Below are 26,009 nucleotides of genomic sequence, written 5' to 3'. Positions count from 1 at the left end.
ATGGCCGGATTCCGAGAAGCCCGCGGCGACCTCAAGCTCGAGAGCGTGACCAAGTCCTTCGGCGACTTCGTCGCCGTCGACGGCATCGACCTCCACGTCCCCCGGGGCTCCTTCTTCGCCCTGCTCGGCCCCTCTGGCTGCGGCAAGACCACCACCCTGCGGATGGTCGCCGGTCTGGAGCAGCCCACGGCCGGGCGGGTGATGATCGGCGACACCGACCTGACCGGCTCGCGACCCTACGAGCGCCCCGTCAACACCGTCTTCCAGTCCTACGCCCTCTTCCCGCACCTGACGATCCGCGACAACGTCTCCTTCGGGCCCAAGCGCCGCAAGGAGAAGGACGCCGCCGCCCGGACCGACGACGCGCTCGAGCTGGTGCAGATGACGCAGTTCGCGGGCCGCAAGCCGCACCAGCTCTCCGGCGGCCAGCAGCAGCGCGTGGCGCTGGCCCGCGCGCTGGTCAACCACCCCGAGGTGCTGCTGCTCGACGAGCCGCTCGGCGCGCTCGACCTCAAGCTCCGCCGCGAGATGCAGGTCGAGCTCAAGCGCATCCAGACCGAGGTGGGGCTCACCTTCATCCACGTCACCCACGACCAGGAGGAGGCCATGACGATGGCCGACACCGTCGCGGTGATGAACAAGGGCCACATCGAGCAGCTCGGCCCGCCGGCCGAGCTCTACGACCTGCCCCGCACCCGCTTCGTGGCCAACTTCCTGGGCCAGGCCAACACCGGCGTCGGCACCATCGAGCACACCGACGGCGACCACCTCGTCGCCGACGTGCTCGGCACCAAGGTGCAGATCCTCAAGTCCCGCTCGCAGGTGCATGAAGGCCAGGTGCTGTTCGGCGTACGCCCCGAGAAGGTGACCGTGTCGCGCAAGCAGCCCGACGGCGTGGGCAACGACGTCAAGGGCGTGGTGCGCGACGTGTCGTTCCTCGGCGTCGCGACGAGCTACCTCGTCGACATGCCGAGCGGCACGACCTGGAGCTGCTACGAGCAGAACCTCGACGTCGAGCCGCTCGACCTGCGCCCCGGCGACGAGGTCTGGCTGACCTGGAACCCCGGGCACGCGTTCGGTGTCCCGGTGGACGCAGGATGAGCGCCCTCGCCCCGGTCTCGCAGGTGGCGGGCGACCCGGGGGTCCACCCGGTCGCGCCCGCCCCCGAGACGCAGAAGCGGAGCTGGACGGCGTACCTGCTGCTCCTGCCGGGTGTGCTGTGGCTCGGCGTCTTCTTCCTGCTGCCGCTGGTGCAGCTGGGCGCGGTCAGCCTGCAGAGCCGCTACCCCGGCTTCCCCGGCTACTACTACCGCGACCTGAACTTCTCGAACTACGCTGCCGCGCTCACCGACTACGCACCCCACTTCGCGCGGTCGTTCCTCTACGCCGGGCTCGCGACGTTCCTCGCGTTCGTCATCGCCTACCCGCTGGCCTACGCGATGGCGTTCAAGGCCGGCAAGTGGCGCAACCTGATGATGATCTGCGTCATCGCGCCGTTCTTCACCTCCTTCATCCTGCGCACCTTCGCGTGGTCGCAGATCCTCGCCGACGAGGGCTGGGTGGCCGGCACGCTGAACTTCCTCAACCTGCTGCCCGGCGGCGCGATCATCAACACGCCGGTGGCGGTGGTCGCGGGCCTGACCTACAACTTCCTGCCCTTCATGGTGCTGCCGATCTACGCCTCGCTCGAGCGCGCCGACCCGCGGGTGATCGAGGCGGGCGGCGACCTGTACGCCAACGGCTTCACCACCTTCCGCACCGTGACCCTGCCGATGTCGATGCCCGGCGTGCTCGCCGGCACCCTCCTGACCTTCATCCCGGCGGCCGGCGACTTCGTCAACATGGAGCTGCTCGGCCCCCAGCGCGGGAAGATGGTCGGCAACGTCATCAACGACCAGTTCCTCGCCATCCCCGGCGGATACCCCGTGGCGGCCGCGCTGTCGTTCACGCTGATGGCCGCGATCCTGGCCATGGTCTTCCTCTACGTACGCCGCTTCGGCACCGACGAGCTGGTCTGAGGTGGCCACCATGACGACGACGTCCCCGACCGGGCAGTCCTCCCCCGCCTACCGCCCGTCCGCGGCCAAGCGGGCCCAGCTGTGGCTGGCCAGCCACTTCGCGATGCTCTCGGCGATCCTGGTGCTCCTCTACCTGTTCCTGCCGGTCGCCTACACCTTCGCGTTCTCCTTCAACGACCACGGCAAGACCAACATCGTGTGGCAGGGCTTCACCTGGGAGCACTGGCAGGACCCGTGCGGCGTGCCCGGGGTCTGCAGCTCGCTGGTGACCTCGCTGCAGGTCGGCGCGATCTCCACGCTCGTGGCCACGGTGCTCGGCACCATGATGGCGCTGGCGATGGTGCGCTACCGCTACCGCGGCAAGGCCGCGAGCAACGTGCTGATCTTCGTGCCGATGGCGACCCCCGAGATCGTGATGGGTGCCGCGCTGCTGACGATCTTCGTGCAGGGCTTCTCCAACGTCGGGATCAGCCTGGGCTTCACCACGATCGTCTTCGCCCACATCATGTTCTGCCTGAGCTTCGTGGTGGTGACGGTGAAGGCGCGCATCCAGTCCCTCGACCCGCGGATCGAGGAGGCGGCGCAGGACCTCTACGCCAGCCCGGTGCAGACCTTCTGGAAGGTCACCTTCCCGCTGATCCTGCCCGGCATCGCGGGCGCCGCGATGCTCGCCTTCTCGCTGTCCTTCGACGACTTCATCATCACCAACTTCGTCTCCGGCAACGAGAACACGTTCCCCAAGTTCGTCTACGTCGCGTCGCGCCGCGGCATCCCCGCCGAGGCCAACGTCATCGGCTTCTCGATGTTCGTGCTAGCCGTCCTGCTGGTGGTGGGTGCGCAGCTCGTGGGCTCGGCGCGGGCGTCCCGGATCAAGAAGTAGGAGTGCAGTCGTGCCAGAGCCGATGAGGGTGCTGATGGTCGGGGCCGGCGGTGTCGGTGACGCCGCCGCCCGGATCGCGGTCGAACGCGACTTCTTCGAGGCGTGGGTGGTCGCCGACCACGACCTCACCCGGGCCGAGCGGACCGTCGCCGCGGCCAGCGGGCGGCGTACGGGCGAGGAGCGCTTCACGGCCGCGCAGGTCGACGCCTCCGACGCCGACGCCGTCGCCGCGCTCGCCCGCGAGGTGCGGGCCACCCACGTCTTCAACGCCGTCGACCCGCGCTTCGTGATGCCCCTCTTCACCGCCGCCCTCGCAGCGGGGGCCGACTACCTCGACATGGCGATGAGCCTCTCCGCGCCGCACCCCGACGCGCCGTACGAGAAGGTCGGCGTCAAGCTCGGCGACCAGCAGTTCGCGCAGGCCGGGGCCTGGGAGTCCGCCGGCCGGCTGGCGCTGCTCGGCATCGGGGTGGAGCCCGGGCTCTCCGACGTCTTCGCACGCTACGCCGCCGACGAGCTCTTCGACCACATCGACGAGCTCGGCACGCGTGACGGCGCGAACCTGGTGATCCGCGACGACGACGGCAACGAGGTGTTCGCGCCCGGCTTCTCGATGTGGACGATCATCGAGGAGTGCCTCAACCCCCCTGTGGTGTGGGAGCGGGAGAGGGGCGGTGGCGAGCTGGAGCAGGGATTCTTCACACTGCCGCCCTTCTCCGAGCCGGAGGTCTTCGACTTCCCCGAGGGCATCGGACCGGTCGAGTGCGTGCACGTCGAGCACGAGGAGGTGCTCCTGATGCCGCGATGGGTGGAGGCGGACCGGGTGACCTTCAAGTACGGCCTCGGCGAGGAGATGATCACCATCCTGCGCACGCTGCACACCCTGGGGCTCGACTCGACCCAGCCGGTGACGGTGAAGGGGGTGGAGGTCTCGCCGCGCGACGTCGTGGCGGCGTGCCTGCCAGACCCGGCCACCATCGGCCCGCGGATGGAGGGCAAGACCTGCGCGGGGCTCTTCGTCACCGGCACCGGCAAGGACGGCGCGCCGAGGTCGACGTACCTCTACCACGTGGTCGACAACGCCGACTCGATGCGCGACTACGGCGCCCAGTGCGTGGTCTGGCAGACGGCCATCAACCCGGTCGTGGCGCTGGAGCTCCTCTCCGACGGCACGTGGAAGGGCACCGGCGTGCTGGGCCCCGAGGCGCTGCCGCCGAAGCCGTTCCTCGACCTGCTGTCGGCGCCGAAGCCCGAGGGCTACGGGTCCCCGTGGGGCATGGAGGAAAGGGCATGACGTTGTCCCAGGAGCGGATCCTCGCCACCGACATCCCCGGGCCGCGCTCGCAGGCCCTCCACGCCCGCAAGGTCGCGGCCGTGTCCGCCGGCGTGGGCACGACGCTGCCCGTCTACGTCGAGCGTGCCGCGGGCGGGATCCTGCGCGACGTCGACGGCAACCAGCTCATCGACTTCGGCTCCGGCATCGCGGTGACCACCGTCGGCAACGCCGCGCCCCGCGTGGTGGAGGCGGTGCAGCGCCAGGTCGCGGACTTCACCCACACCTGCTTCATGGTCACGCCCTACGAGGAGTACGTCGCGGTCTGCGAGAAGCTGGCCGAGCTCACTCCCGGCACGCACGAGAAGCGCTCGGCGCTCTTCAACTCCGGGGCCGAGGCGGTCGAGAACGCCGTGAAGGTCGCCCGCCACCACACGGGCCGCGACGCCATCGTGGTCTTCGACCACGCCTACCACGGGCGTACGAACCTCACGATGGCGCTGACGGCCAAGACCATGCCCTACAAGCACGGCTTCGGCCCGTTCGCCGGGGAGATCTACCGCGCCCCGATGGCCTACCCCTACCGGTGGCCGGGCGGACCCGAGGCGTGCGCCGAGGAGGCCTTCGACGCCTTCGTCTCGACGGTGCACACCCAGGTCGGCGAGGACAGCTGCGCGGCCGTGCTCATCGAGCCGATCCAGGGCGAGGGCGGCTTCATCGTCCCGCCGCCCGGCTGGCTCCCCCGCGTGGCCGAGTGGTGCCGCGAGCAGGGGATCCTGCTCATCGCCGACGAGATCCAGACGGGCTTCGCGCGCACCGGCGACTGGTTCGCCTGCGACCACGAGGGCGTGGTGCCGGACCTGGTGACCACCGCCAAGGGCATGGCGGGCGGCCTGCCGCTCGCCGCGGTGACCGGCCGGGCCGAGGTGATGGACTCGGTGCACGTCGGCGGTCTCGGCGGCACCTACGGCGGCAACCCGGTCGCGTGCGCGGCAGCGCTCGCCGCCATCGAGACGATGCAGGCCGACGACCTGCCGGCGCGGGCCCGCGCCATCGAGGCTGCCTTCCTGCCGCGCCTGCGTGCGCTGGCCGAGCGCCACCCCGACCGCGTCGGTGACATCCGTGGCCGGGGCGCGATGCTGGCCGTCGAGCTGGTGTCCGACGGGCCCGGGCGTACGCCCGACGCGGCGCTCGCGGGCGCGATCCACCGGGCCTGCTCGGCGCAAGGCCTCGTCACGCTGACCTGCGGCACCTACGGCAACGTCTTCCGCTTCCTCCCGCCGCTGGCGATCGGTGACGACCTGCTCGCCGAGGGCCTCGACATCTTCGAGGCCGCCTTCGACGCGGCTGCGGATGGCAGGGTGGGGTGATGGCCAGCAACGAGACCGTCCTCCAGACCGTGCCCCGTCAGCTCCTCGTCGGTGGAGAGTGGGTCGACGCCACCGGCTCCGCGACCTTCGAGGTGCACAACCCCGCCGACGGCAGCGTGCTCGCCTCCGTGGCGGACGCGACACCCGCCGACGGGGAGCGCGCGCTCGCTGCGGCGGCCGTCGCCCAGCGCGAGTGGCGCGCCACCGAGCCCCGGGTGCGCGGGGAGATCCTGCGCAGCGCGTTCGAGCTCCTCACCGAGCGGGCCGACGACTTCGCCCGGCTGATGACGCTGGAGATGGGAAAGACGCTCGCCGAGGCGAGGGGCGAGGTGGCCTACGGCGCCGAGTTCTTCCGATGGTTCTCCGAGGAGGCGGTGCGCATCCACGGCCGCTACTCCCCCGCGCCGGCCGGCAACACCCGCCTGATCACCATGAAGGGCCCCGTCGGCCCGACGCTGATGATCACGCCCTGGAACTTCCCCCTCGCGATGGGCACCCGCAAGATCGGGCCGGCCCTCGCGGCCGGGTGCACGATGGTGGTCAAGCCGGCCGCGGAGACCCCTCTCACGATGCTCGCGCTGGCCGGGCTGCTGGAGGAGGTCGGCCTGCCGGCGGGCGTGCTCAACGTCGTCACCACCACTGACTCCGGCGGGGTGTGCGAGCCGCTGATCCGCGACCCGCGGCTGCGGAAGCTGACGTTCACGGGCTCGACGGCCGTCGGCAAGGTGCTGGTCGCGCAGGCGTCCGACCAGCTGCTCCGGGTGTCGATGGAGCTCGGCGGCAACGCCCCCTTCCTCGTCTTCCCCGATGCCGACCTCGGCGCCGCCGTCGACGGCGCGATGCTGGCCAAGATGCGCAACATCGGGGAGGCCTGCACCTCGGCCAACCGCTTCCTGGTGCACGAGTCGGTCGCCGAGGAGTTCTCGACCCGGCTCGCCGAGCGCATGGGGGCCCTGACGGTCGGCGACGGCACGGAGGACGGCGTCGACGTCGGTCCCCTCATCACCGAGAAGGCCCGCGCCGGGGTGCACGAGCTGGTCGACGACGCCGTCTCCGGCGGAGCCCGCGCCCTGGTCGGTGGCGAGGTCCCCGACGGGCCCGGCCACTTCTACCCGCCCACGGTGCTGGTCGACGTACCCGCCTCGGCGCGGGTGTTCCGCGAGGAGATCTTCGGTCCCGTCGCACCCGTCTCGACCTTCCGCGACGAGGAGGAGGCGCTCGCGCGCGCCAACGACACCGAGTACGGCCTCGTCGCCTACGTCTTCACCCGCGACCACGCCCGCGTGCTGCGCGTCAGCGAGGCGCTGGAGTTCGGGATGGTCGGCATCAACACCGGCATCGTCTCCAACCCGGCCGCCCCCTTCGGCGGGGTGAAGCACTCCGGCTTCGGCCGCGAGGGCGGCTTCGAGGGGATCGAGGAGTACCTCGAGACCAAGTACGTCGGCAGCGCACTGTGAGGACCACGTGACGATCGACCGCACCCGGCTGGCCGCACTCCACGCCGAGGAGGAGCAGCGGTTCGTCGACCTGCACCCGACCTCGGCGCTGCTGGCGCGCACAGCCAGTGAGCACCTGCTGGCCGGTGTCCCGATGCCGTGGATGACGCGCTGGCCGGGCTCGTTCCCGCTGTTCGTCGAGTCAGCGGCCGGCGGTCGCTTCACCGATGTCGACGGCATCGAGCACGTCGACCTGTGCCTGGGCGACACCGGCTCGATGACCGGCCACTGCCTGCCCGCCGTCGCGGAGGCGGTGCGCGAGCGCACCGAGCGCGGGATCACCACGATGCTGCCCTCGACCGATGCCGCCTGGGTGGCCGCCGAGCTCAGCCGGCGCTTCGGCCTTCCGCGCTGGCAGATGGCCATGACCGCCACCGACGCCAACCGCTTCGTGCTGCGCTTCGCGCGCCACCTGACCGGACGACCGCGCATCGCGGTCATGGACTGGTGCTACCACGGCACCGTCGACGAGACGCTCGGCGTGCTGGAGCACGGCCGGGCCGGGGACCGCGTCGTGGCCCGCCCGGGAGCACTCGGCCCACAGGTCGACGTCGCGCAGACCACGGCGGTGGTGCCCTTCAACGACCTCGAGGCCCTCGACGCCCGCCTCGCCGAGGGTGACGTCGCCTGCCTGCTGATGGAGCCGGCGCTCACCAACATCGGCATCGTGCTGCCCGACGACGGATACCTCGCCGGGGTCCGTGAGGTCACCCGGCGCCACGGCGTGCTGCTCGTCAACGACGAGACCCACACCATCTGCGCGGGACCGGGCGGGGCCACCGCGGCGTGGGACCTCGAGCCTGACCTCGTGGTCATCGGCAAGCCCATCGGCGGAGGAATCCCCGTCGCGGCGTACGGCATGACCGCCGAGGTGGCCGCGCGCCTCGAGGGCCCGATGCTCGGGCACGACATCGACGTCGCGGGGGTGGGGGGCACGCTGTCGGGCTCCGCGCTCGCGATGGCCGCGGTCCGCGCCACGCTGTCGACCGCTCTGCGCCAGGAGGACTTCGACGTCGCGATCCCGCTCGCCGAGAGCTTCACCGACGGCATCCGCGGCGTGATCGACGAGCACGGCCTGCCGTGGCACGTCCAGCGTCTCGGCTGCCGCGCCGAGTACTGGTTCTGCCCGCCGCCGCGCGCGGGTGCGGAGGCCGCCGCCGCCGTGGACGAGGAGCTCGACGCCTTCTTCCACCTGTGGACGGTCAACCGCGGGGTGCTGCTCGCCCCCTTCCACAACATGTCGCTCTTCTCGCCGTTCCACGACCAGTCCGACGTCGACGCCCACACCTCGGCCTTCCGCGGTGCCGTGGAGGCGCTGCTCGGATGACCCACCCACGTCGGGTCCCGGGCGACGTGCTGGTCCACCTGCGCCGCGCGCGCGACCACCTCGACCGCCACTTCGCCGAGCCCTTCGACCTCGACCACCTCGCCGCGCTCGCGGGGATGAGCCGCTACCACTTCATCCGGTCCTTCGCGACGACGTACGGCGTGACGCCGGCGGCGTACCTGGCCCAGCGCCGGGTCGAGCGTGCGCAGGACCTGCTACGAGCCGCCAACCTGACGGTCACCGAGATCTGCCACGCGGTCGGCTACATCAGCCTCGGATCCTTCAGCTCGCGGTTCCGCGAGATCGTCGGGGAGAGCCCGAGCGACTTCCAGAGGCGGTATGCCGCAGAGGGCAACCCGCGGATCCCGGGGTGCTACGTCTTCATGGCCGGGCTCGTCGAGCGCACCGCAACGCAGGAGAAGCGTGACGGGGCGGACCCTACGTAGGTTCGTCGCATGATCACCAACATCTCCCTCCTGTCCGTGTGGGTGAAGGACATCGACGAGTCCCTCGCCTTCTACACCGACGTCCTCGGCTTCGAGGTCGGCGACGACCTGCAGTTCGGGCCCGACTTCCGCTGGTGCACGGTCGTCCACCCGAGGCAGCCCGAGATCCACCTCCACCTCACCACGCCGAGCGGCCCGCTCCCGGACTACCTGATCGAGGCGATGGCGCGGGCGCAGGACGAGGGCGGACTCCCCGGTGTGGGGTTGAACGTCGACGACTGCCGCGCGACCTACGAGGAGCTGCGGGCCAAGGGCGTGGAGTTCCTCCAGGAGCCGGAGGAGCGGCCGTACGGCGTCGAGGCGCTGATGCGCGACAACTCGGGCAACTGGATGGTGCTCGTCGAGAAGCGCGACTACTCCCCCGAGGACTTCGAGGGCCTCGACCTGGGCTGATGCCCGGGTCCTGCGACCACCCCGGCCGCCCTGGCCGCGTCGGCGTACGCCGCAGCCAGGGTCTCCACGGTCTCGTGCGCGTTGAGCCCGGACGGGTTGGGCACCACGAAGACGCGCGAGCCGTCCCAGCGTCCGGGCTGCTCCCCCGCCCGGGCGCTGCGCTCGTCGAACGCCGCCCGGTAGGCCGTGATGCCGGCCACCGCCACGACGTCAGGGCGCCGCTCGGCGACCAGGGCGCGCAGCCGCCTCCCGCCCTCGCGCAGCTCCGCCGCGCTGAGCTCGTCGGCCCGGGCGGTGGCGCGCGCCACCACGTTGGTGATGCCGATGCCCCGCCGCCGGAACGCGTCGCGGTCAGCCTCCGTCATCCCGGCGGACGGGTCGACGGGGTGCTCGAGGATCCCCGCGCGCAGGAGGGCCGGGTAGAACCGGTTGCCGGGACGCGCGAAGTGCGTCTGGGTGGCGGCGGTCCACAAACCGGGGTTGATCCCCACGAAGAGGAGCCGCAGCGGCTCGCCCTCACCGGGGAGCAGGTCGGGCACCACGGCGTCGCGGTACGACTCGAGCTCGGCCCTCGTGAATCCCATGCCGCCATCGTGCCGTGGACGCGGTGATGCCGTCGTCCGGTGACGCGGCGCCCGACCGGGCGTACCGTGGACCGATGACGGGTCCGCTCGCGACGATCGCAGTCCTGCTGCTCGTCGCCGTGGTCCTGCGGGTGGGCCTCGCCGTCCTCGTCGGTGAGCCCGACGGGTGGCGCACCCACCGCGCTCCTGCGCGCCTGGCACGGCGGCTGCGGCACCGGCGTGCACCTGTCGCCGAGCAGCCTGCGACGCGGCGGCCCATCGAGGAGGTGGGCGCCGACCTCCGGCGGCTCAACGCGTCCTTCCACCGCAACGACATGCGCTTCGCCAAGTACGAGGGGTGCCGACAGGCCTACGACGGCGTCCTGGCCGAGGCCGCGGACATGGCGGGCCTCGCGCACCTGATGGAGGTGCTCCCGCCGGGGTCCGAGCTCGACCGCGAGCGGCAGCGGGTGGAGATGCTCCTCCAGCACCACGGCCTGCTGCCGCCGCCGTACGCGGCCTGAGCCCGCGGGACGCACGAGACCCCGCCTCCCTTGCGGGAGACGGGGTCTCGAGGTGAAGCTGGTGCGCCGTCGGGCGCTCAGATCACTTGGTGATCTTGACGACCCGGCCGGCGCCGACGGTGCGGCCACCCTCACGGATCGCGAACCGCAGGCCCTCGTCCATCGCGATGGGCTGGATGAGCTCGACCGACATCTCGGTGTTGTCACCCGGCATGACCATCTCGGTGCCCTCGGGGAGGGTCACGACGCCGGTCACGTCCGTCGTGCGGAAGTAGAACTGCGGGCGGTAGTTGTTGAAGAACGGCGTGTGACGGCCACCCTCGTCCTTCGACAGGATGTAGACCGAGGCCTCGAAGTTCGTGTGAGGCGTCGTGGTGCCCGGCTTGATGACGACCATGCCGCGCTCGATGTCCTCGCGCTTGGTGCCACGCAGGAGCAGGCCGACGTTCTCGCCCGCCTGGCCCTCGTCGAGCAGCTTGCGGAACATCTCGACACCGGTGACGGTCGACTTCTGGGCGGTCTCGCGGATGCCGATGATCTCGACCTCCTCGTTGACCTTGACGATGCCGCGCTCGATGCGACCGGTGATGACGGTGCCGCGACCGGTGATCGTGAAGACGTCCTCGACGGGCATGAGGAACGGCTTGTCGGTCTCGCGCTCGGGGGTCGGGATCGACTCGTCGACCGCGTTCATGAGCTCGATGATCGAGTCGCCCCACTTCTCGTCGCCCTGGAGCGCCGGGAAGGCAGCAACGCGGACCACGGGGATGTCGTCGCCCGGGAACTCGTACTCGGAGAGGAGCTCGCGCACCTCCATCTCGACGAGCTCGATGAGCTCCTCGTCGTCGACCATGTCGCACTTGTTGAGCGCCACGACCAGGGCCGGCACGCCGACCTGGCGGGCGAGCAGCACGTGCTCACGCGTCTGCGGCATCGGGCCGTCGGTGGCGGCGACAACGAGGATCGCGCCGTCCATCTGAGCGGCACCGGTGATCATGTTCTTGATGTAGTCCGCGTGACCCGGGCAGTCGACGTGCGCGTAGTGGCGCGCCTCGGTCTGGTACTCGACGTGCGCGATCGAGATCGTGATGCCGCGCTGACGCTCCTCGGGAGCCTTGTCGATCTGGTCGAAGGCCGAGGCCTCGTTCAGGTTCGGGTACTTGTCGTGCAACACCTTGGTGATCGCCGCGGTCAGCGTCGTCTTGCCGTGGTCGATGTGACCGATCGTGCCGATGTTGACGTGCGGCTTGGTCCGCTCGAACTTCGCCTTAGCCACTGGGGCTCCTCCTGGTTGGTTTGGTACTTGAACTCATGGGTGTGGGACGGGTGGTGCTGGACCGAGGGTCCGGGTCGAGCTACTCGCCGCGGACCTTCTTGACGATCTCTTCGGCGATGTTCGAGGGAACCTCGGCGTACGAGTCGAACTCCATCGAGTAGGACGCCTGACCGGAGGTCTTGGACCTCAGGTCGCCAACGTACCCGAACATCTCCGACAACGGCACAAGGGCGTTCACGACCATGTCGCCGTGACGCTCCTCCTGCGCCTGGATCTGGCCGCGGCGCGAGTTGATGTCGCCGATGACCGTGCCGAGGAAGCTCTCGGGGGTGGTCACCTCGACGGCGAACATCGGCTCGAGCAGCACCGGCTTGGCCTTGCGTGCAGCCTCCTTGAAGGCCTGGTTGCCGGCGATCTTGAACGCGAGCTCGGACGAGTCGACGTCGTGGTAGGCGCCGTCCTCGAGCGAGAACTTCACGTCGACCATGGGGTAGCCGGCGAGGACGCCGAACTCCATGGCCTCCTGGCCGCCCTGGTCGACCGAGGGGATGTACTCCTTGGGCACGCGGCCGCCGGAGACGTTGTTGACGAACTCGTAACCCGCGCCCTGGCCGGTCTCGGGGTCGATGTTCGGACCGAGGTTGATGACGACCTTGGCAAACTGACCCGACCCACCGGTCTGCTTCTTGTGGGTGTAGGAGTGCTTCTCGACCGTGTTGCGGACGGTCTCGCGGTAGGCCACCTGCGGCTTGCCGACGGTCGCCTCCACGCGGAACTCGCGCTTCATGCGATCGACGAGGATCTCGAGGTGGAGCTCGCCCATGCCGGCGATGATCGTCTGGCCGGTCTCTTCGTCGGCCTTGACCGTGAAGGTCGGGTCCTCGTCGGAGAGGCGCTGGATCGCGGTGCCGAGCTTCTCCTGGTCGCCCTTGGTCTTGGGCTCGATCGCGACCTCGATCACCGGGGCCGGGAACGTCATCGACTCGAGGACGACCTGGTTCTGCGGGTCGCACAGCGTGTGACCGGTCTTGGTGTCCTTCAGGCCCATCACGGCCACGATCTGACCGGCGCCGACCGACGCGATCTCTTCACGCTTGTTGGCGTGCATCTGGTAGACCTTGCCGATCCGCTCCTTGCGGCCGTTGACCGAGTTGACCACGGTCGAGCCGGCCTCCAGCTTGCCGGAGTAGACGCGGACGTAGATCAGCTTGCCGAGGTGCGGGTCGGAGGCGATCTTGTAGGCGAGGCCGGAGAACGGCTCGTCGTCGCTGGGCTTGCGGGCGATCTCCTCGTTCTCGTCCTTGACCGAGTGACCGATGATCGCGTCGATGTCGAGGGGCGAGGGGAGGTACTGGACGACCGCGTCGAGCAGGGGCTGGACGCCCTTGTTCTTGAACGCGGTACCGCAGAGGACCGGGTTGAGCTTGTCGGCCAGCGTGGCGCGACGGATCGCGGCGTTGAGCTCCTCGACGGTGAAGTTCTCGTCACCCTCCTCGAGGTACTTCTCCATGATGTCGTCGTCGGCCTCGGCGAGCGTCTCGATGAACTTCTCGCGGTACTCGGCCGCCTGCTCGGCGAGGTCGGCGGGGATCTCCTCGACCTCGTAGTCCTCACCCATCGTGGTCTCGCCGCGCCAGGTCAGGGCACGCATGCCGACCAGGTCGACGACACCGAGGAAGTCAGACTCCGCGCCGATGGGCAGCTGGAGCACGAGCGGGGTGGAGTTGAGGCGCTCGACCATCATGTCGACGCAGCGGAAGAAGTCCGCGCCGGTGCGGTCGAGCTTGTTGACGAAGCACATGCGGGGGACCGAGTACTTGTTGGCCTGGCGCCACACGGTCATGGTCTGCGGCTCGACACCGGCCACACCGTCGAACACCGCCACGGCACCGTCGAGGACGCGCAGCGAGCGCTCGACCTCGGCGGTGAAGTCCACGTGGCCGGGGGTGTCGATGATGTTGATCTGGTGGTCCTTCCACCAGCAGGTCGTCGCGGCGGACGTGATGGTGATGCCGCGCTCCTGCTCCTGCTCCATCCAGTCCATCGTGGCGCCACCCTCGTGGACCTCACCGATCTTGTAGGTGATGCCGGTGTAGAAGAGGATGCGCTCGGTGGTGGTGGTCTTGCCGGCGTCGATGTGCGCCATGATGCCGATGTTGCGGACCTTGTTGAGGTCGGTGGTGATGTCGACAGCCACTGTTGTGTCTCAGTCCCTCGAAGTAGTGGGGTTGTGGGAGTGGGAGGCCGCGGACAGCGCGAAGCGCGGCCCGCGGCCTCCCGACCTCACCAGCGGTAGTGGGCGAAGGCCTTGTTGGACTCAGCCATCTTGTGCGTGTCCTCGCGCTTCTTCACAGCGGCACCGAGGCCGTTGCTGGCGTCGAGGATCTCGTTCATCAGGCGCTCGGCCATGGTCTTCTCGCGGCGGTCCGCGGCGTAGCCCACGAGCCAGCGCAGGGCCAGCGTGGTGGAGCGGTTGGCCTTGACCTCGACGGGGACCTGGTAGGTCGCACCGCCGACGCGGCGGGACTTGACCTCGATGGCCGGCTTGACGTTGTCGAGCGCGCGCTTGAGGGTGACGACCGGGTCGGTGCCGGTCTTCTCGCGGCAGCCCTCGAGGGCGGTGTAGACGATGCGCTGGGCAACGGCCTTCTTGCCGTCCTGCAGGACCTTGCTGACGAGCTGGGTGACCAGCTGCGAGCCGTAGACCGGGTCAGAGACGAGGGGGCGCTTAGGAGCGGGACCCTTGCGAGGCATTACTTCTCCTTCTTCGCGCCGTAGCGGCTGCGGGCCTGCTTGCGGTTCTTGACACCCTGGGTGTCGAGGGTGCCGCGGATGATCTTGTAGCGGACACCGGGAAGGTCCTTCACACGGCCGCCGCGCACGAGCACGATCGAGTGCTCCTGCAGGTTGTGACCGACACCCGGGATGTAGGCGGTGACCTCGACGCCACTGCTCAGGCGCACGCGGGCGACCTTGCGGAGGGCGGAGTTCGGCTTCTTCGGGGTGGTCGTGTAGACGCGGGTGCAGACGCCACGGCGCTGCGGGGATCCCTTCAGGGCGGGCGTCTTGGACTTCGACACCTTGTCCTGGCGGCCCTTGCGGACCAGCTGGTTAATGGTGGGCACCGGGTGGTTCCCTCTCTCTGTCTTCTCGTCACGGCCCGGCGAGGTGCCGGACTCGGATGTCATGCGTTGCTGCGACGTGCCTTGTGCGGTGGAGCTGCTGCGCCGAGCCGGGCGCGGCGCCTCGAGGGGCCGCGGCTCTAGGAGCATGCGCAGGGGTCTGGACGTGCCAGACACGAGGATTGAGGCTACTCGGGCGTGACTGCCACGGTCAAAACGCCGCAGGAGCCGGTTCCGCGAGCGGCACGCCCGCCTCGGCGCCACGCTCGCGGCGCGCCTTCTCGAGCCGCAGGTACATGATGGCAGACACCCCCACACCGAGGATCGTCATGAGTCCGCCGCCGAGCAGCGTCCAGCGGGCGCCGTACTCCTGCCCGATCCAGCCGATGATCGGGGCACCGACGGGAGTGCCGCCCATGAAGATCATCAGGTAGAGCGCCATCACCCGGCCGCGGACGCCCGCATCGGTGTGGAGCTGCATGTAGGTGTTGGCGCTCGTGATGAAGGTCAGCGCGGTGAGCCCCGTGACGGGCGCGAGGAGCGCGAAGGTGAGGTAGGACGGCATCAGCCCGGCCAGCATCACCGTGGCGCCGAAGGCGATCGCGGACCCGACGACGAGGCGGTGGCGCACCTCGGCGCGGCGCGCGGCCAGCAGGGAGCCGGTGAGCGAGCCGACCGCGAGGAAGGTGCCGAGCAGCCCGAACTCCTGCGGCCCCTTGCCGAAGACCTCGGTGGCCATGAGCGCCGAGGTGATCTGGAAGTTCAGCCCGAAGGTGCCGGCGAAGAAGACCATGCTCAGCACGAGCAGCAGGTCCGGCCGGGCGCGGACGTAGGCCACACCCTCCCGGATGGCGCCGGGACCGCGGTCGGCGGGCGCCGCGGCGTCGATCCGGGCCAGGTCGAGGTGGCGCAGCGACCAGATCGGGGCGGCGTACGACACCGCGTTGAGCAGGATGACCCACCCGGTCGCCACCGCTCCCCCACCGAAGGCGGCGATCAGCACGCCGGCCAGGCCGGGGCCGACGAGGCGCGCGGCGTTGAAGCTGGCGGAGTTGAGGCCGACCGCGTTGGTGAGGTCGACCGGGTCGACGAGCTCGGAGACGAAGGACTGGCGCGCCGGGGCGTCGAAGGCCGACGCGCAGCCGAGCAGGAAGGCCAGGACGTAGACGTGCCAGACCTCGGCGGAGCCGGTGACGGCGAGCAGGCCGAGCACGGCGGCGGGCAGCGCCATGCCGAGATTGGTGAGCTGCAGCAGCCGCTGCTTGGGCATCCGGTCGGCGATGAGGCCGGCCACCGGCGTCAGCAGCAGGAACGGGAGGAACTGGAGGCCGGTGGTGATGCCGAGCGCCGTGGCGCCCGAACCCACGGCGAGCTGGAGGACCAGCCAGTCCTGGGCGACGCGCTGCATCCAGGTGCCGGTGTTGGACACGACACCGCCGGTGGCGTAGCGGCGGTAGTTGGGGTTGGCGAGGGAGCGGAACGTGGGACTCGTGATGACTCCTCGGTCGTCAGTCGGTCAGGGCAAGTCGGGCGAGGATCGGCGCGGCGTCGCGCAGGGTGGCCCGCTCGGCGGGGGTGAGCCCCGCGAGCTGCTGGGCCAACCAGGCGTCGCGGCGCTGGCGGTCGGCCAGCACGGCCGCGCGGCCGGCGTCGGTGAGAGCCACCACGACCTGGCGCCCGTCGGTCTCGTGCGCCCGGCGTACGACGTAGCCGTCGGACTCCAGGCAGTTGACCGTGCGGGTCATCGACGGCGGCTGCACGCGCTCGGCGCGGGCCAGCTCGCCCACGGTCTGGTCGCCGCACCGCACCAGGAGCCCCAGCACGACCATCTGGCCGATGCTCAGGTCGTTGTCCGGGTGGCGCTCGGCGGCGAGGCGGCGACGCAGGCGCATGACACCCGCCCGGAGCTCGGAGGCGAGCCCGGCGTGGGTGCGGAGGTCGGCGGTCGGCATGTCGTTAGCATAACTCATTACCTTCGCTAACAATTCCTGCGGAGCTGCACGCTGAGTGCGCGTGAGGGATCCCCGGCTGACCGGGGATCCCTCACGTTGTCAGGCTCTGCAAAGGCCGACAACCTGTGGGACCCCCGGTTGACCGGGGATCCCATCAGGCGCCGGAAGCGCGCTCAGGTGGTCAGCCAGGAGGTGATCGGCTCGATCGCGAAGTAGACGACGAAGAGCGCGGCGACGATCCACATGAGCGGGTGGACCTCCCGGACCTTGCCGACGACGAGCTTGATCAGGACGTACGCCAGGAAGCCGGCGCCGATGCCGACCGAGATCGAGTAGGTGAAGGGCATCAGCACGATGGTCAGGAAGGCCGGGATGGCGATCTCGAGGTCGTCCCACGCGATGCCCTTGACCTGCTGCATCATCAGGAAGCCGACCAGCACGAGCGCCGGTACGGCAGCCTCGGACGGGATCGCCTCGACGATCGGGGCGAAGAAGGTGGCCAGCAGGAACAGCAGCCCGGTCACGACCGACGCGAGCCCGGTGCGCGCACCCTCGCCCACCCCGGACGCCGACTCGATGTAGGAGGTGTTGGACGAGACGCCGGCCGCGCCGCCGGCCATCGCGGCGACCGAGTCCACGATGAGGATCCGCTGGGAGTTCGGCGGGATGCCCTCCTCGTCGTTGAGGCCGGCCTCCGCACCGATCGCGGTCATCGTGCCCATGGTGTCGAAGAAGTCGGCCAGCAGGAGGGTGAAGGCGAGCAGGAGTGCGGCGAGCACGCCGACCGAGGAGAACGCACCGAAGAGGTCGAACTGCCCCAGGGTCCCGAAGTCGGGCACGTCGATGACGCCGTTGAGCTCGGGGACGTTGAGCGACCAGTTGCCCGGGCCCTCCTCCGCGACCGAACCGAGGTCGAGGACGGCCTGCAGCACGAAGGCGAGCACCGCCGTGGCGACGATCGAGATCAGGATCGCGCCGCGCACCTGGCGTACCCACAGGGCGATGATGAGCACGACGCCGACCGCGAAGACCAGCACCGGCCACCCGCTCAGCGTGCCGCCGTTGCCGAGCTGGACCGGGACGGTCGTCAGCGCGGCGTCCGGGATGCGGGTCACGAAGCCCGCGTCGACGAAGCCGATCAGGGCGATGAAGAGCCCGATGCCCACCGAGATCGCGATCTTCAGCTGCTGCGGCACCGCGTGGAACACGGCCTTGCGGAAGCCCGTCAGCACGAGGACGAGGATGATGATGCCCTCGAGGACGACGAGGCCCATCGCGTCCTCCCAGGTGGACCGGGTCGCGATGGCGTTCGCGACGAAGGCGTTGAGGCCCAGCCCCGTGGCGAGCGCGAGCGGGAAGTTGGCGACCGTGCCCATGAGGATGGTCAACACCCCTGCGACCAGCGCCGTGCCGGCCGCGATCACCGGCAGGTTCGACCCGTCACCCGTGCCGCCGCCGAGGTAGGCCCCGGTCGAGTCGGGCACGAAGCCGAGGATGAGCGGGTTCAGCACGATGATGTAGGCCATCGTCAAGAAGGTGACGACGCCGCCGCGGACCTCGCGACCCACCGTCGATCCCCGTCGGCTGATGTCGAAGAACCCGTCGAGGCCGGAGGGCTTCGTGGACTGCGGTGTGGTCGTGCTCTCGTCGTTCACGGGACGGCAGTCTGGCAGACCCGTGCTACGTCCGTGTGTCGTGCGGTCACCCACGTGTGTAGCGTGACCGCGTGGACCTGGGTGACGAGCAGCCGACGCAGCACGAGATCGGCAGCCGCACCTACATCGTGGCGCAGGTCGCGCCGCTCGACGTCGACGGCGTACGCACCACCGAGGTCGGCACCGCGCTGTGGCTGCTGGGCTTCCTGGCCCTGCTCCCCTTCTGGGGCACGCTCCAGGACAACGGCCGCACCTGGTGGCTGTGGACCTGCCTGGCCGGCTTCGGCCTCGGCCTCTGCGGGCTGGAGTACTGCCGACGGCGCCGCAAGGAGCGCGCGGCGCAGCAGGGCGTGGCATGACCCACCGGCCGACCCGCTGGGAGCTCGCCGGCGAGGGCAACCGGGGCTACGGCGCGAGGTTCGCGCAGCTGGTGGCCGACGGGTCCGACGTGGACGGCGAGGCCCGGCTGGCCGACGTGCTCGCCCCGCGCGGCGCGCGCGTGCTCGACGTCGGCTCGGGCATGGGCCGGGTGGCCGCCGCCCTGCAGGCACGTGGACACCGCGTGGTCGCGGTCGAGCCCGACCCCGCGCTGGTCGAGCAGTCGCGACACACCTACCTTGACCTCGAGGTGCTCCACTCCGACGTCCTGGAGGCCGACCTGTCCGGGCTGCGCGCGAGCGTGGACCTGGCGGTGCTCGTCGGCAACGTCATGGTCTTCGTCGCCGAGGGCACCGAGCGGGAGGTCCTGCGGCGGGTGCGCGAGACGCTGGCACCGGGCGGCCGGGTGCTGGTGGGGTTCCACCCCGTCGACGGGCCGGCCACCGCCCGGGACTACAGCCCCGAGGAGTTCCGGACCGACGCGATTGCGGCCGGGCTGCGCGTCGACCACCTCTTCGGCTCCTACGAGCTGCACCCGGCCTCGCCGGACTACGCGGTGTGGGTGCTGTCACGCGACGACGCGCCGGGCGCCCAGACGGCCTTCGGGCACGCGCTCTAGCTGTACCCGGCCAGCCCCTCCCGGGGAGATCTCGACTCGCTCAATCCGGCCGTCCCCACGTCCCGACCTCGTGCCTTGGTCGTGACTGGGCGGCTCAGATCAGCTCGTACTCGTCGTCGGTGAGGGTGTCGAAGACGTGCTCGGGCATCGGCAGCGGCTGCTGCTTGCGGGCGAGCTTGACCTCGGAGTGGGCGCCGCAGCCGTGGTCGAGGCTGACGACCCGGCCGTCGTCGTTGGCGTTGCCGTTGGCGCAGACGCCGAAGGTCTCCGAGAGCGAGCCGCTGATCCGCACGAGGAACCCGCAGGACCAGCAGCTGTCCGGAGCGCTCTTGGCGAGCGGCGACTCGGGCCCGCCGGAGCCGGCGTACCACCGCTCGGCAGCCATGTCGATGCCCTCGCGGCTCAGGGTGCGGACGCGGCCCAGGCCGAGGTCCTCGGCCACGCGACGCACCTGCGCCCGGGCGTCGGCGTCCATCGGCGGGTCGAGCGGGTCGTCGCCGACGAGGTAGGTCGGGACGAGGCGGACGTCCTCGTCCTCCACGGGCAGCAGGTCACCGGGCGAGAGGTCACCGGGCTGGAGCCGCTCCTTGTAGGGGACCCAGGCCGGCGCGACGATCGCGTCGTCACCGGGGAGCAGCACGACCTCGTTGACGGTCAGGTCCTTGCCGCGCTTGGCGCGGGTCAGCGTGACCGACCAGTACCACCCCGGGTAGCCGGGGCGGACGCACGCGAACTGGTGGGTGACGATGCGCTCACCTTCGGCGTGCGCGCCCAGGTGGTCGCCCACCTCGGCGGGCTCGGCGACCTCGAGGACCACATCTCGGGCCAGGTCGACGGCCTTGGCGAGGGTGGTGTCGGGCTTGCCGGCACGGGTGGGAAGAGCGATCACCTGCGCATTGTGGCAAACGCACCGCGGTCCTGTCCCGTCGGGACGCGCACCGGGACGTCTGCACCCGCGGTGTCGGGCCCGTAGGCCAAGATGGTGCCCGTGACCTCAGAGCGCCCCGACCCGTCCCCGGGGCCCCGGTCGCAGTCGTCGTCCCCACCCCGCTCCGGGACCGTACGCCGCTCGCTGTCGGGTGCCGCGCGTGGCGTCAGGGCCGCCGGCAGGGGTGCGCGGGTGGCGGGCCGCGGCGCCGGCACCGCCGGCCACTACGCCGTGTCGCAGGCGCGCCGGGCGGCCCGGGCCGAGGGTGCCGGCGACTCCGGGCTGTCGCGGTTGATCGAGCTGCACGCCTTCAACGCCGCCGGGGACGCCGCGGTGGCCATCTCGCTGGCCGGCACCCTGTTCTTCCAGGTCCCCACCGGGGAGGCGCGCGGTCAGGTCGCGCTGTTCCTCGGCCTGACCATGCTCCCCTTTGCGATCGTGGCGCCCCTGATCGGGCCGTTCCTCGACCGCTTCAGCCACGGCCGCCGGTGGGCGGTCGGCGCCACCATGGCGATCCGCTGCTTCCTGTGCTGGGTCCTCGCGACCGCCGTGGTGACGGAGTCGGGGTGGTTGTTCCCCGCCGCGCTCGGGTGCCTGGTGGCGTCCAAGGCGTACGGCGTCACGCGGGCCGCCGCGGTCCCTCGCCTGCTGCCGCCGGACCTCACCCTCGTCAAGGCCAACGCCCGGGTCTCACTGGCCGGCGTGGTGGGTGCCGGCATCTCGGCGCCGCTGGCGATCCTGGCCTCGACGTTCGGCCCCGAGTGGTCGCTGCGCTACGGCTTCGTGGTGTTCGTGCTCGCGACGATCTGGGCGATCCGGCTGCCGGACAAGGTCGACGCCAGCCAGGGCGAGGGCGAGCTCGTGCTCACCGGGGAGAGCGACACCTCCACCACCCGCCCGACCGGCCGCCGACCGCGCACCCGGATCCCGGCCGCGGTCGCCTTCGCGCTCCGCGCCAACTGCGGGCCCCGGTGGCTCTCGGGGTTCCTCACGATGTTCATGGCGTTCCTGCTGCGTGACAACCCGATCGGCGAGTGGAGGCCCGAGGTCCTGCTGGGCCTGGTCATCGGGGCCGCGGGGCTCGGCAACACCCTCGGCATCACGATCGGGTCGGTGCTCAAGCGCCTGAACCCAGCGGTCACAGTGGTGCTGGCCCTCCTCGCCGACGTCGCGGTCGCCGCGCTCGCCGCACTGTTCTACGGGCTGGTGACCCTCGTGCTGCTGGGCCTCACGGCCGGGCTGGCACAGTCGCTGGCCAAGCTCTCGCTCGACTCCACGATCCAGCGCGACGTCCCCGGACGCATCCAGGCGAGCGCGTTCGCCCGCTCCGACACCACGCTCCAGCTCGCGTGGGTGATCGGCGGGTTCGTCGGGATCGCCCTGCCCCTCATGCCGCAGCTTGGCCTCGGCATCGCTGCCGGCGTCCTCGGGGCGTGGGCGGCGTTCGTGCTGGTCAGCCGACCCGGCTCGACGGCCCCGGCTCGCGCCTGAGGACGTACGACGCCGGGTCGGGGCTCAGATCTCGAGCTCGTCGGCGAGCGCGCGCAGCACCTTCGCGGTGCCGCGGGCGGAGGCGCGCTCGGGGTGGCGACCCCGGCGGTAACCCTCCTCGACGCCCTCGAGCATCTTGATGAGGTCCTCGACGATGGTGACCATCGCCTCCGGCTGCTTGCGCTGGGCGTTGCGCTGGTTGCGCGTCACCGAGGCGGGCGCGTCGACCACGCGCACCTGCAGCGCCTGGTCGCCCCGGCGGCCCTGCGCGATCCCGAACTCCACCTTCGTGCCGGCCTTGAGGGTGGTGATCCCCTCAGGCAGTGCGTCGGAGTGGACGTAGACGTCCGGGCCGTCGTCCTGGGACAGGAAGCCGAAGCCCTTGTCCGCGTCGAACCACTTCACCTTGCCACTGGGCACGGATCCACTCCACTCACCTCAACCGCCGACACCGTGGGTTTACGGGGCGCGGGCAAAGAATAGGCGGACCCGGCGACCGGCCACCATCGGGTTGCGCGAAGACGTAGTCTGATCTGCTCACGCCCCCGGCGGGGACCGGCGGCGAGGGTGGACGGCGCCATGGAAAAATCGTCGTCCGGACAGCGGGAGCGGCTCGAAGGGAGCAGACGACATGCGGGCACCTACGGCACGACGGTTCCTCGGATGCGGCGTACTCGTGCTCTCGCTCGCGCTCCCCACCACTGCCCCGGCAGCGGCTGACGACGGGCCCACCGCCGCCGTGCCGCCCCGGCCCCTCACCCTCGTCACCCTCGCGGGCGCCGGCACCGCCGCCGGCCGTGCGGACGCCGAGGACCTGCTCGCCCGCCAGGACGCGGTGCTCGCGACCGTCGGTGCCGAGCCCGTCTACCGCTGGACCACGGCGCTCAACGGCTTCGCCGCCGACCTGAGCCCTGCCCAGGTCAGCATCCTCGACGACCAGCCGGGCGTCGCCACCGTCGAGCCCGACACGGTCCGCCCGCTCGCGGGTCGTACGTCGATGGCAGCCATCCGCGGCGCCGCCGACAGCCGGCGCCTGCGGGGCGGGGCCGGGGTCGTGGTGGGCGTCGTCGACTCGGGCATCGCTCCCGGCTCCCCTGCCTTCGCGGACGTGCCCGGACTCGGGGCCGACCCACGCGGCTTCACCGGCACCTGCAGCGAGGGCGAGGGCTGGTCGACCTCGGACTGCACCCGCAAGGTCGTCGGCGCCCGGTGGTTCGTCGACGGCTTCGGCGCGGACCGCATCCGCTCCTCCGAGTCCCTGTCCGCCCTCGACGTCCTCGGTCACGGCACCCAGGTGTCCTCCGTCGCCGCCGGCAACGCCGCGGTGAGCGTGCGCGTCGACGACCGCGACGCCGGCTCCTTCGGCGGGGTCGCCCCGCAGGCGCGCATCGCCGCCTACAAGGCGTGCTGGGGAGCCCCGGACCCGGCCGACGACGGGTGCTCGACCGCCGACGTGGTCGCCGCGGTCGACGCGGCCGTGGCCGACGGCGTCGACGTGCTGAGCCTCGCGCTCGCCGGCGGCGAGCGCATCGACACTCTCCAGCTCGCCCTCCTCGGCGCCGCGGAGGCCGACGTGGTCGTGGTCGGAGCCGCGGGCAACGCGGCCGGATCGGCGTACGCCGCCCACGCCGGGCCGTGGGTGACGACGGTCGGCTCCGCGGTGGGCCGGATGTCGCGCGGTCGCCTCGCGCTGCCCGGTGGTCGCTCGTGGACCGGCGGAGGCCGGCCCACCCCGGTCGAGGGCCGCGCCGTGCGCGCCCAGGACGCACCGGCCCCGGGGGTCACGCGCCGTGACGCCGGGCAGTGCCGCCCGGGCGCGCTCGACTCGCGGCGGGTGGCCGACCGGATCGTCGTGTGCCGTCGCGGCGGCATCGGTCGCATCGACAAGTCCGGCGCCGTCGCCCAGGCCGGTGGTCGGGCCATGGTGCTCGTCAACCAGCGCCCCGGGTCCGTGACCGCCGACTTCCACTCCGTCCCGACCGTCCACCTCGCCGCCACCGCGGGCCGGCAGTTCGCCCGCTGGGTGGCGCGCCACCCTGACGCCCGCGTGCGGATGTCGCGCGTGGACGGCGACCCGGGCAACCGGCGTACGGCTCCGTGGAGCGCGTCGGGCGACCCCCGCGGCGCCTCCCTCAAGCCCGACGCCGTCGCCGACGGCGATGCCGTGCTCGGTGCGCTGCCCGAGACGACGGGCCGCACGTGGGGTGTCTTCAGCGGGAGCTCGGCCGCGACCGCGGAGGCCGCCGGGCTGGCCGCCCTCCTGCGGGCCGAGCGCCCGGGCTGGTCGGCCGCACGGGTGCGTTCGCTCCTGGTCACCTCGGCCCGGCCGGTCCGCGGCTCGAGCGTCCTCCAGCAGGGCGCCGGCGCCCTCCCCGGTCGCGTCCCCACCGCCCACCTGGTCCTCGACGTCGACGCCTCGGACTGGCGTCGCGCGCTGCGCACCAACACGCTCGCCGACCTCAACACCAGCTCGGTGCTGCTCACCGCGGGACGCACCTCGGCGGTGCGCACGGTGACCAACGTCGGCAGCCGCGCGGAGTACTTCTCCGTCACCGCGCGCGGCTTCACCTCCCACCGGGTGTCGGTCCGCCCGCTCGCCGTACGCCTCGCGCCGGGGCAGTCGGCCGACTTCACGGTGACCGTCTCCGGTCCCCAGCCCTCCGGTCGCCTCGACGACGGTCAGGTGGTGTGGCTCGGCGCGCGCGGCGGGGTGACCCGGGTGCCGGTCGCGCTGACCCGCTGACCCGCTGACCACCTGACCTGCCGGCGTACGACGACGGGCCGTCGCCCCCGGGGGGACGACGGCCCGCGTGCTGTGGTGATGGGCCCTCAGCGGTCGAGCACCCGGTCGTGACGCAGCGAGGTCGCCCTGGTCTCCTTGGCGCAGAGCACCGCGATCACCGTGAGGACCGACGCGATCGTCATGTAGATCGCCACCTTGTCGACGTTGGCCGTGCCCTCGCTGGCCGCGCCGAGCAGGTCGATGGCGATGATCGGGGCGAGGGCACCGGCGAAGATCGACGCGAGCTGGTAACCGACGGAGGCGCCGGTGTAGCGCACCGAGGTCCCGAAGAGCTCGGAGAAGAACGCCGCCTGCGGGGAGTACATCAGTGCGTGCAGCATGAGCCCGACGACGATCGCGAGGATGATCTTGCCCTCGGAGCGAGAGGCGATGAGGTCGAAGAAGACCCACGACCAGGCGGCGACGCCGACGGCACCGGCGAGGTAGAGCGGCCGGCGACCGACCCGGTCACTGAGCGCGCCGACGAGCGGGATCGTCACGAAGTGCACGACCGATCCGATGAGCAGCGCCTTGAGGATCAGCGACTTGTCGTCGGCGGTGCCGGCGTAGATCGTCAGGAACGAGATCGAGATGATCGTGAACAGGTAGTAGGAGATGTTCTCCGCCATCCGCATGCCCATCGCCACGAAGACCTCGCGGGGGTACTTGCGGAAGACCTCGACGAGCGGGAGGTGCGGCTTCTCCTTGGTCTCCAGCTCGGCCTTGGCCTCGGCGAAGACGGGCGACTCCTCGATCGAGAGCCGGACCCACAGGCCCACACCCACCAGGACCGCGCTCAGCAGGAACGGGATGCGCCAGCCCCACGACTCGAAGGCCGCATCGGACTGGACGGCGGCGAGCAACCACAGCACGCCGGTGGCGAGCAGGTTGCCCAGCGCCACGCCGGCCTGCGGCCACGACGACCAGAAGCCGCGCTGCGAGTCGTCGCCGTGCTCGGCCGCCATCAGCACCGCGCCGCCCCACTCGCCGCCGACCGCGAAGCCCTGGAGCAGGCGGCAGGTCAGCAGGAGCAGCGGTGCCGCGACCCCGATGGAGGCGTACGTCGGCAGGAGGCCGATCGCGAAGGTCGCCACGCCCATGAGGAAGAGCGAGAAGACCAGCATCTTCTTGCGGCCGACCTTGTCGCCGTAGTGGCCGAAGACGACGCCGCCCAGCGGGCGGGCGACGAAGCCGAGGGCGTAGGTGCCGAAGGCGAGCAGCGTGGCCGTCGCGGGCTCGCTCTCGGGGAAGAACAGGGTGCCGAAGACCAGCGCGGCGGCCGAGCCGTAGAGGAAGAAGTCGTACCACTCGACGGCGGTGCCGATCAACGAGGCGAAGACGACCTTGACGATGCCGGTGCGTCCGGGCTCGGCGCCCGGGGCTCCCGTCCCGGTCGTGGTGGAGGTGTCGGTGGACATGACGTGCCTTTCATCGGGGGGTGCAGGGAGCAGCAGGT

General features: G+C 71.1%; 25 protein-coding genes. 14 read left to right on the top strand and 11 right to left on the bottom strand.

Annotated features, from left to right (window positions below; all coding sequences use genetic code 11):
• The 9 genes from CFI00_RS04295 to CFI00_RS04255 are packed head-to-tail and all read left to right on the top strand — an operon-like array spanning position 1 to position 9,263.
• On the top strand, positions 1-1,101 hold the full coding sequence (locus CFI00_RS04295; protein WP_207084046.1) for an ABC transporter ATP-binding protein: 1,101 nt from the start codon (positions 1-3) through the stop codon (positions 1,099-1,101).
• Positions 1,098-2,018 carry an ABC transporter permease gene (locus tag CFI00_RS04290; RefSeq protein ID WP_207084045.1) on the top strand — a complete coding sequence of 307 codons (921 nt, stop codon included), beginning with the start codon at positions 1,098-1,100 and terminating at the stop codon, positions 2,016-2,018. Before CFI00_RS04295 ends, CFI00_RS04290 begins: the two co-directional genes overlap by 4 nt.
• A 10-nt stretch (positions 2,019-2,028) precedes the next feature.
• Positions 2,029-2,898: an ABC transporter permease gene (locus CFI00_RS04285; protein ID WP_242532677.1), complete on the top strand. Its 870-nt coding sequence runs from the start codon at positions 2,029-2,031 to the stop codon at positions 2,896-2,898.
• A gap of 10 nt (positions 2,899-2,908) precedes the next feature.
• Positions 2,909-4,192, top strand: coding sequence for a saccharopine dehydrogenase C-terminal domain-containing protein (locus tag CFI00_RS04280; protein ID WP_242532676.1), 1,284 nt, complete (start codon positions 2,909-2,911; stop codon positions 4,190-4,192).
• On the top strand, positions 4,189-5,541 hold the full coding sequence (gabT, locus tag CFI00_RS04275) for a 4-aminobutyrate--2-oxoglutarate transaminase (protein ID WP_207084044.1): 1,353 nt from the start codon (positions 4,189-4,191) through the stop codon (positions 5,539-5,541). Before CFI00_RS04280 ends, gabT begins: the two co-directional genes overlap by 4 nt.
• Complete coding sequence (locus CFI00_RS04270; protein WP_207084043.1) at positions 5,541-6,998, top strand: NAD-dependent succinate-semialdehyde dehydrogenase; 1,458 nt, start codon at positions 5,541-5,543, stop codon at positions 6,996-6,998. Before gabT ends, CFI00_RS04270 begins: the two co-directional genes overlap by 1 nt.
• Positions 6,999-7,005: 7 nt before the next feature.
• Positions 7,006-8,364, top strand: coding sequence for a transaminase (locus tag CFI00_RS04265; protein WP_207084042.1), 1,359 nt, complete (start codon positions 7,006-7,008; stop codon positions 8,362-8,364).
• Positions 8,361-8,810, top strand: coding sequence for an AraC family transcriptional regulator (locus tag CFI00_RS04260; protein WP_207084041.1), 450 nt, complete (start codon positions 8,361-8,363; stop codon positions 8,808-8,810). Before CFI00_RS04265 ends, CFI00_RS04260 begins: the two co-directional genes overlap by 4 nt.
• A gap of 9 nt (positions 8,811-8,819) precedes the next feature.
• Positions 8,820-9,263, top strand: coding sequence for a VOC family protein (locus CFI00_RS04255; RefSeq protein ID WP_207084040.1), 444 nt, complete (start codon positions 8,820-8,822; stop codon positions 9,261-9,263).
• On the opposite strand, the gene CFI00_RS04250 is transcribed toward CFI00_RS04255, so the two are convergent.
• Positions 9,224-9,847 carry a mismatch-specific DNA-glycosylase gene (locus tag CFI00_RS04250; protein WP_207084039.1) on the bottom strand — a complete coding sequence of 208 codons (624 nt, stop codon included), beginning with the start codon at positions 9,845-9,847 and terminating at the stop codon, positions 9,224-9,226. The two genes, CFI00_RS04255 and CFI00_RS04250, sit on opposite strands and share 40 nt — an antisense overlap.
• Positions 9,848-9,921: 74 nt before the next feature.
• Here CFI00_RS04250 and CFI00_RS04245 point away from each other — a divergent pair, with 74 nt between their 5' ends.
• A complete protein-coding gene (locus CFI00_RS04245; protein WP_207084038.1) occupies positions 9,922-10,350 on the top strand; it encodes a hypothetical protein in 429 nt (142 codons plus the stop codon).
• An 82-nt stretch (positions 10,351-10,432) separates the two neighbouring features.
• On the opposite strand, the gene tuf is transcribed toward CFI00_RS04245, so the two are convergent.
• The 7 genes from tuf to CFI00_RS04210 all read right to left on the bottom strand — a co-directional run bounded on the left by tuf (position 10,433) and on the right by CFI00_RS04210 (position 18,355).
• Positions 10,433-11,626, bottom strand: coding sequence for an elongation factor Tu (tuf, locus tag CFI00_RS04240; RefSeq protein ID WP_207084037.1), 1,194 nt, complete (start codon positions 11,624-11,626; stop codon positions 10,433-10,435).
• Between the two features lie 79 nt (positions 11,627-11,705).
• On the bottom strand, positions 11,706-13,823 hold the full coding sequence (fusA, locus tag CFI00_RS04235) for an elongation factor G (protein ID WP_207084036.1): 2,118 nt from the start codon (positions 13,821-13,823) through the stop codon (positions 11,706-11,708).
• Between the two features lie 86 nt (positions 13,824-13,909).
• Entirely contained in the window at positions 13,910-14,380 is a 471-nt protein-coding gene (gene rpsG / locus CFI00_RS04230) for a 30S ribosomal protein S7 (protein WP_207084035.1), read from the bottom strand.
• On the bottom strand, positions 14,380-14,751 hold the full coding sequence (rpsL, locus tag CFI00_RS04225; RefSeq protein ID WP_056599611.1) for a 30S ribosomal protein S12: 372 nt from the start codon (positions 14,749-14,751) through the stop codon (positions 14,380-14,382). Before rpsL ends, rpsG begins: the two co-directional genes overlap by 1 nt.
• Before the next feature lie 208 nt (positions 14,752-14,959).
• Positions 14,960-16,243, bottom strand: coding sequence for an MFS transporter (locus CFI00_RS04220; protein WP_207085369.1), 1,284 nt, complete (start codon positions 16,241-16,243; stop codon positions 14,960-14,962).
• A 13-nt stretch (positions 16,244-16,256) separates the two neighbouring features.
• On the bottom strand, positions 16,257-16,700 hold the full coding sequence (locus CFI00_RS04215; RefSeq protein ID WP_242532673.1) for a MarR family transcriptional regulator: 444 nt from the start codon (positions 16,698-16,700) through the stop codon (positions 16,257-16,259).
• 173 nt (positions 16,701-16,873) lie between these two features.
• Positions 16,874-18,355: an NCS2 family permease gene (locus tag CFI00_RS04210; protein WP_207084033.1), complete on the bottom strand. Its 1,482-nt coding sequence runs from the start codon at positions 18,353-18,355 to the stop codon at positions 16,874-16,876.
• Between the two features lie 71 nt (positions 18,356-18,426).
• Between CFI00_RS04210 and CFI00_RS04205 the strand changes: the two genes are divergently transcribed.
• Positions 18,427-18,714: a DUF2530 domain-containing protein gene (locus CFI00_RS04205; RefSeq protein WP_242532672.1), complete on the top strand. Its 288-nt coding sequence runs from the start codon at positions 18,427-18,429 to the stop codon at positions 18,712-18,714.
• Positions 18,711-19,352, top strand: a complete 642-nt coding sequence (locus CFI00_RS04200) for a class I SAM-dependent methyltransferase (protein WP_207084032.1) — start codon at positions 18,711-18,713, stop codon at positions 19,350-19,352. The genes CFI00_RS04205 and CFI00_RS04200 overlap by 4 nt, the downstream gene beginning before the upstream one ends.
• A 94-nt stretch (positions 19,353-19,446) precedes the next feature.
• Here CFI00_RS04200 and CFI00_RS04195 read toward each other — a convergent pair whose 3' ends face one another.
• Positions 19,447-20,241: a DUF3027 domain-containing protein gene (locus CFI00_RS04195; protein WP_207084031.1), complete on the bottom strand. Its 795-nt coding sequence runs from the start codon at positions 20,239-20,241 to the stop codon at positions 19,447-19,449.
• A gap of 99 nt (positions 20,242-20,340) precedes the next feature.
• Here CFI00_RS04195 and CFI00_RS04190 point away from each other — a divergent pair, with 99 nt between their 5' ends.
• The gene (locus tag CFI00_RS04190) at positions 20,341-21,771 is read left to right on the top strand and encodes an MFS transporter (protein ID WP_242532671.1); all 1,431 of its coding nucleotides are present in this window, start codon (positions 20,341-20,343) and stop codon (positions 21,769-21,771) included.
• Between the two features lie 24 nt (positions 21,772-21,795).
• On the opposite strand, the gene CFI00_RS04185 is transcribed toward CFI00_RS04190, so the two are convergent.
• The gene (locus CFI00_RS04185) at positions 21,796-22,191 is read right to left on the bottom strand and encodes a cold-shock protein (RefSeq protein ID WP_207084029.1); all 396 of its coding nucleotides are present in this window, start codon (positions 22,189-22,191) and stop codon (positions 21,796-21,798) included.
• 211 nt (positions 22,192-22,402) lie between these two features.
• On the opposite strand from CFI00_RS04185, the gene CFI00_RS04180 reads away from it, so the two are divergent.
• The gene (locus tag CFI00_RS04180; protein WP_207084028.1) at positions 22,403-24,514 is read left to right on the top strand and encodes a S8 family serine peptidase; all 2,112 of its coding nucleotides are present in this window, start codon (positions 22,403-22,405) and stop codon (positions 24,512-24,514) included.
• Between the two features lie 86 nt (positions 24,515-24,600).
• Here CFI00_RS04180 and CFI00_RS04175 read toward each other — a convergent pair whose 3' ends face one another.
• Complete coding sequence (locus CFI00_RS04175) at positions 24,601-25,971, bottom strand: MFS transporter (protein WP_207084027.1); 1,371 nt, start codon at positions 25,969-25,971, stop codon at positions 24,601-24,603.
• Positions 25,972-26,009: the final 38 nt, after the last annotated feature.

The organism is Nocardioides sp. S5 (assembly GCF_017310035.1).
In the GTDB taxonomy this organism is placed as follows: domain Bacteria; phylum Actinomycetota; class Actinomycetes; order Propionibacteriales; family Nocardioidaceae; genus Nocardioides.
The sequence above is the reverse complement of the archived record's forward strand: the minus strand, read 5'-3'. Positions and strand labels throughout refer to the sequence as shown.

Excerpts from the sequence above, each read along its gene's own strand:
- CFI00_RS04250 (WP_207084039.1), bottom strand. The coding sequence starts at position 9,847 with ATGGGATTCACGAGGGCCGAGCTCGAGTCGTACCGCGACGCCGTGGTG.
- CFI00_RS04245 (WP_207084038.1), top strand. The coding sequence starts at position 9,922 with ATGACGGGTCCGCTCGCGACGATCGCAGTCCTGCTGCTCGTCGCCGTG.
- gabT (WP_207084044.1), top strand. The coding sequence starts at position 4,189 with ATGACGTTGTCCCAGGAGCGGATCCTCGCCACCGACATCCCCGGGCCG.
- CFI00_RS04215 (WP_242532673.1), bottom strand. The coding sequence starts at position 16,700 with ATGCCGACCGCCGACCTCCGCACCCACGCCGGGCTCGCCTCCGAGCTC.
- CFI00_RS04270 (WP_207084043.1), top strand. The coding sequence starts at position 5,541 with ATGGCCAGCAACGAGACCGTCCTCCAGACCGTGCCCCGTCAGCTCCTC.
- CFI00_RS04285 (WP_242532677.1), top strand. The coding sequence starts at position 2,029 with ATGACGACGACGTCCCCGACCGGGCAGTCCTCCCCCGCCTACCGCCCG.
- CFI00_RS04295 (WP_207084046.1), top strand. The coding sequence starts at position 1 with ATGGCCGGATTCCGAGAAGCCCGCGGCGACCTCAAGCTCGAGAGCGTG.
- CFI00_RS04175 (WP_207084027.1), bottom strand. The coding sequence starts at position 25,971 with ATGTCCACCGACACCTCCACCACGACCGGGACGGGAGCCCCGGGCGCC.
- CFI00_RS04260 (WP_207084041.1), top strand. The coding sequence starts at position 8,361 with ATGACCCACCCACGTCGGGTCCCGGGCGACGTGCTGGTCCACCTGCGC.
- CFI00_RS04180 (WP_207084028.1), top strand. The coding sequence starts at position 22,403 with ATGCGGGCACCTACGGCACGACGGTTCCTCGGATGCGGCGTACTCGTG.
- CFI00_RS04200 (WP_207084032.1), top strand. The coding sequence starts at position 18,711 with ATGACCCACCGGCCGACCCGCTGGGAGCTCGCCGGCGAGGGCAACCGG.
- rpsG (WP_207084035.1), bottom strand. The coding sequence starts at position 14,380 with ATGCCTCGCAAGGGTCCCGCTCCTAAGCGCCCCCTCGTCTCTGACCCG.
- CFI00_RS04290 (WP_207084045.1), top strand. The coding sequence starts at position 1,098 with ATGAGCGCCCTCGCCCCGGTCTCGCAGGTGGCGGGCGACCCGGGGGTC.
- CFI00_RS04255 (WP_207084040.1), top strand. The coding sequence starts at position 8,820 with ATGATCACCAACATCTCCCTCCTGTCCGTGTGGGTGAAGGACATCGAC.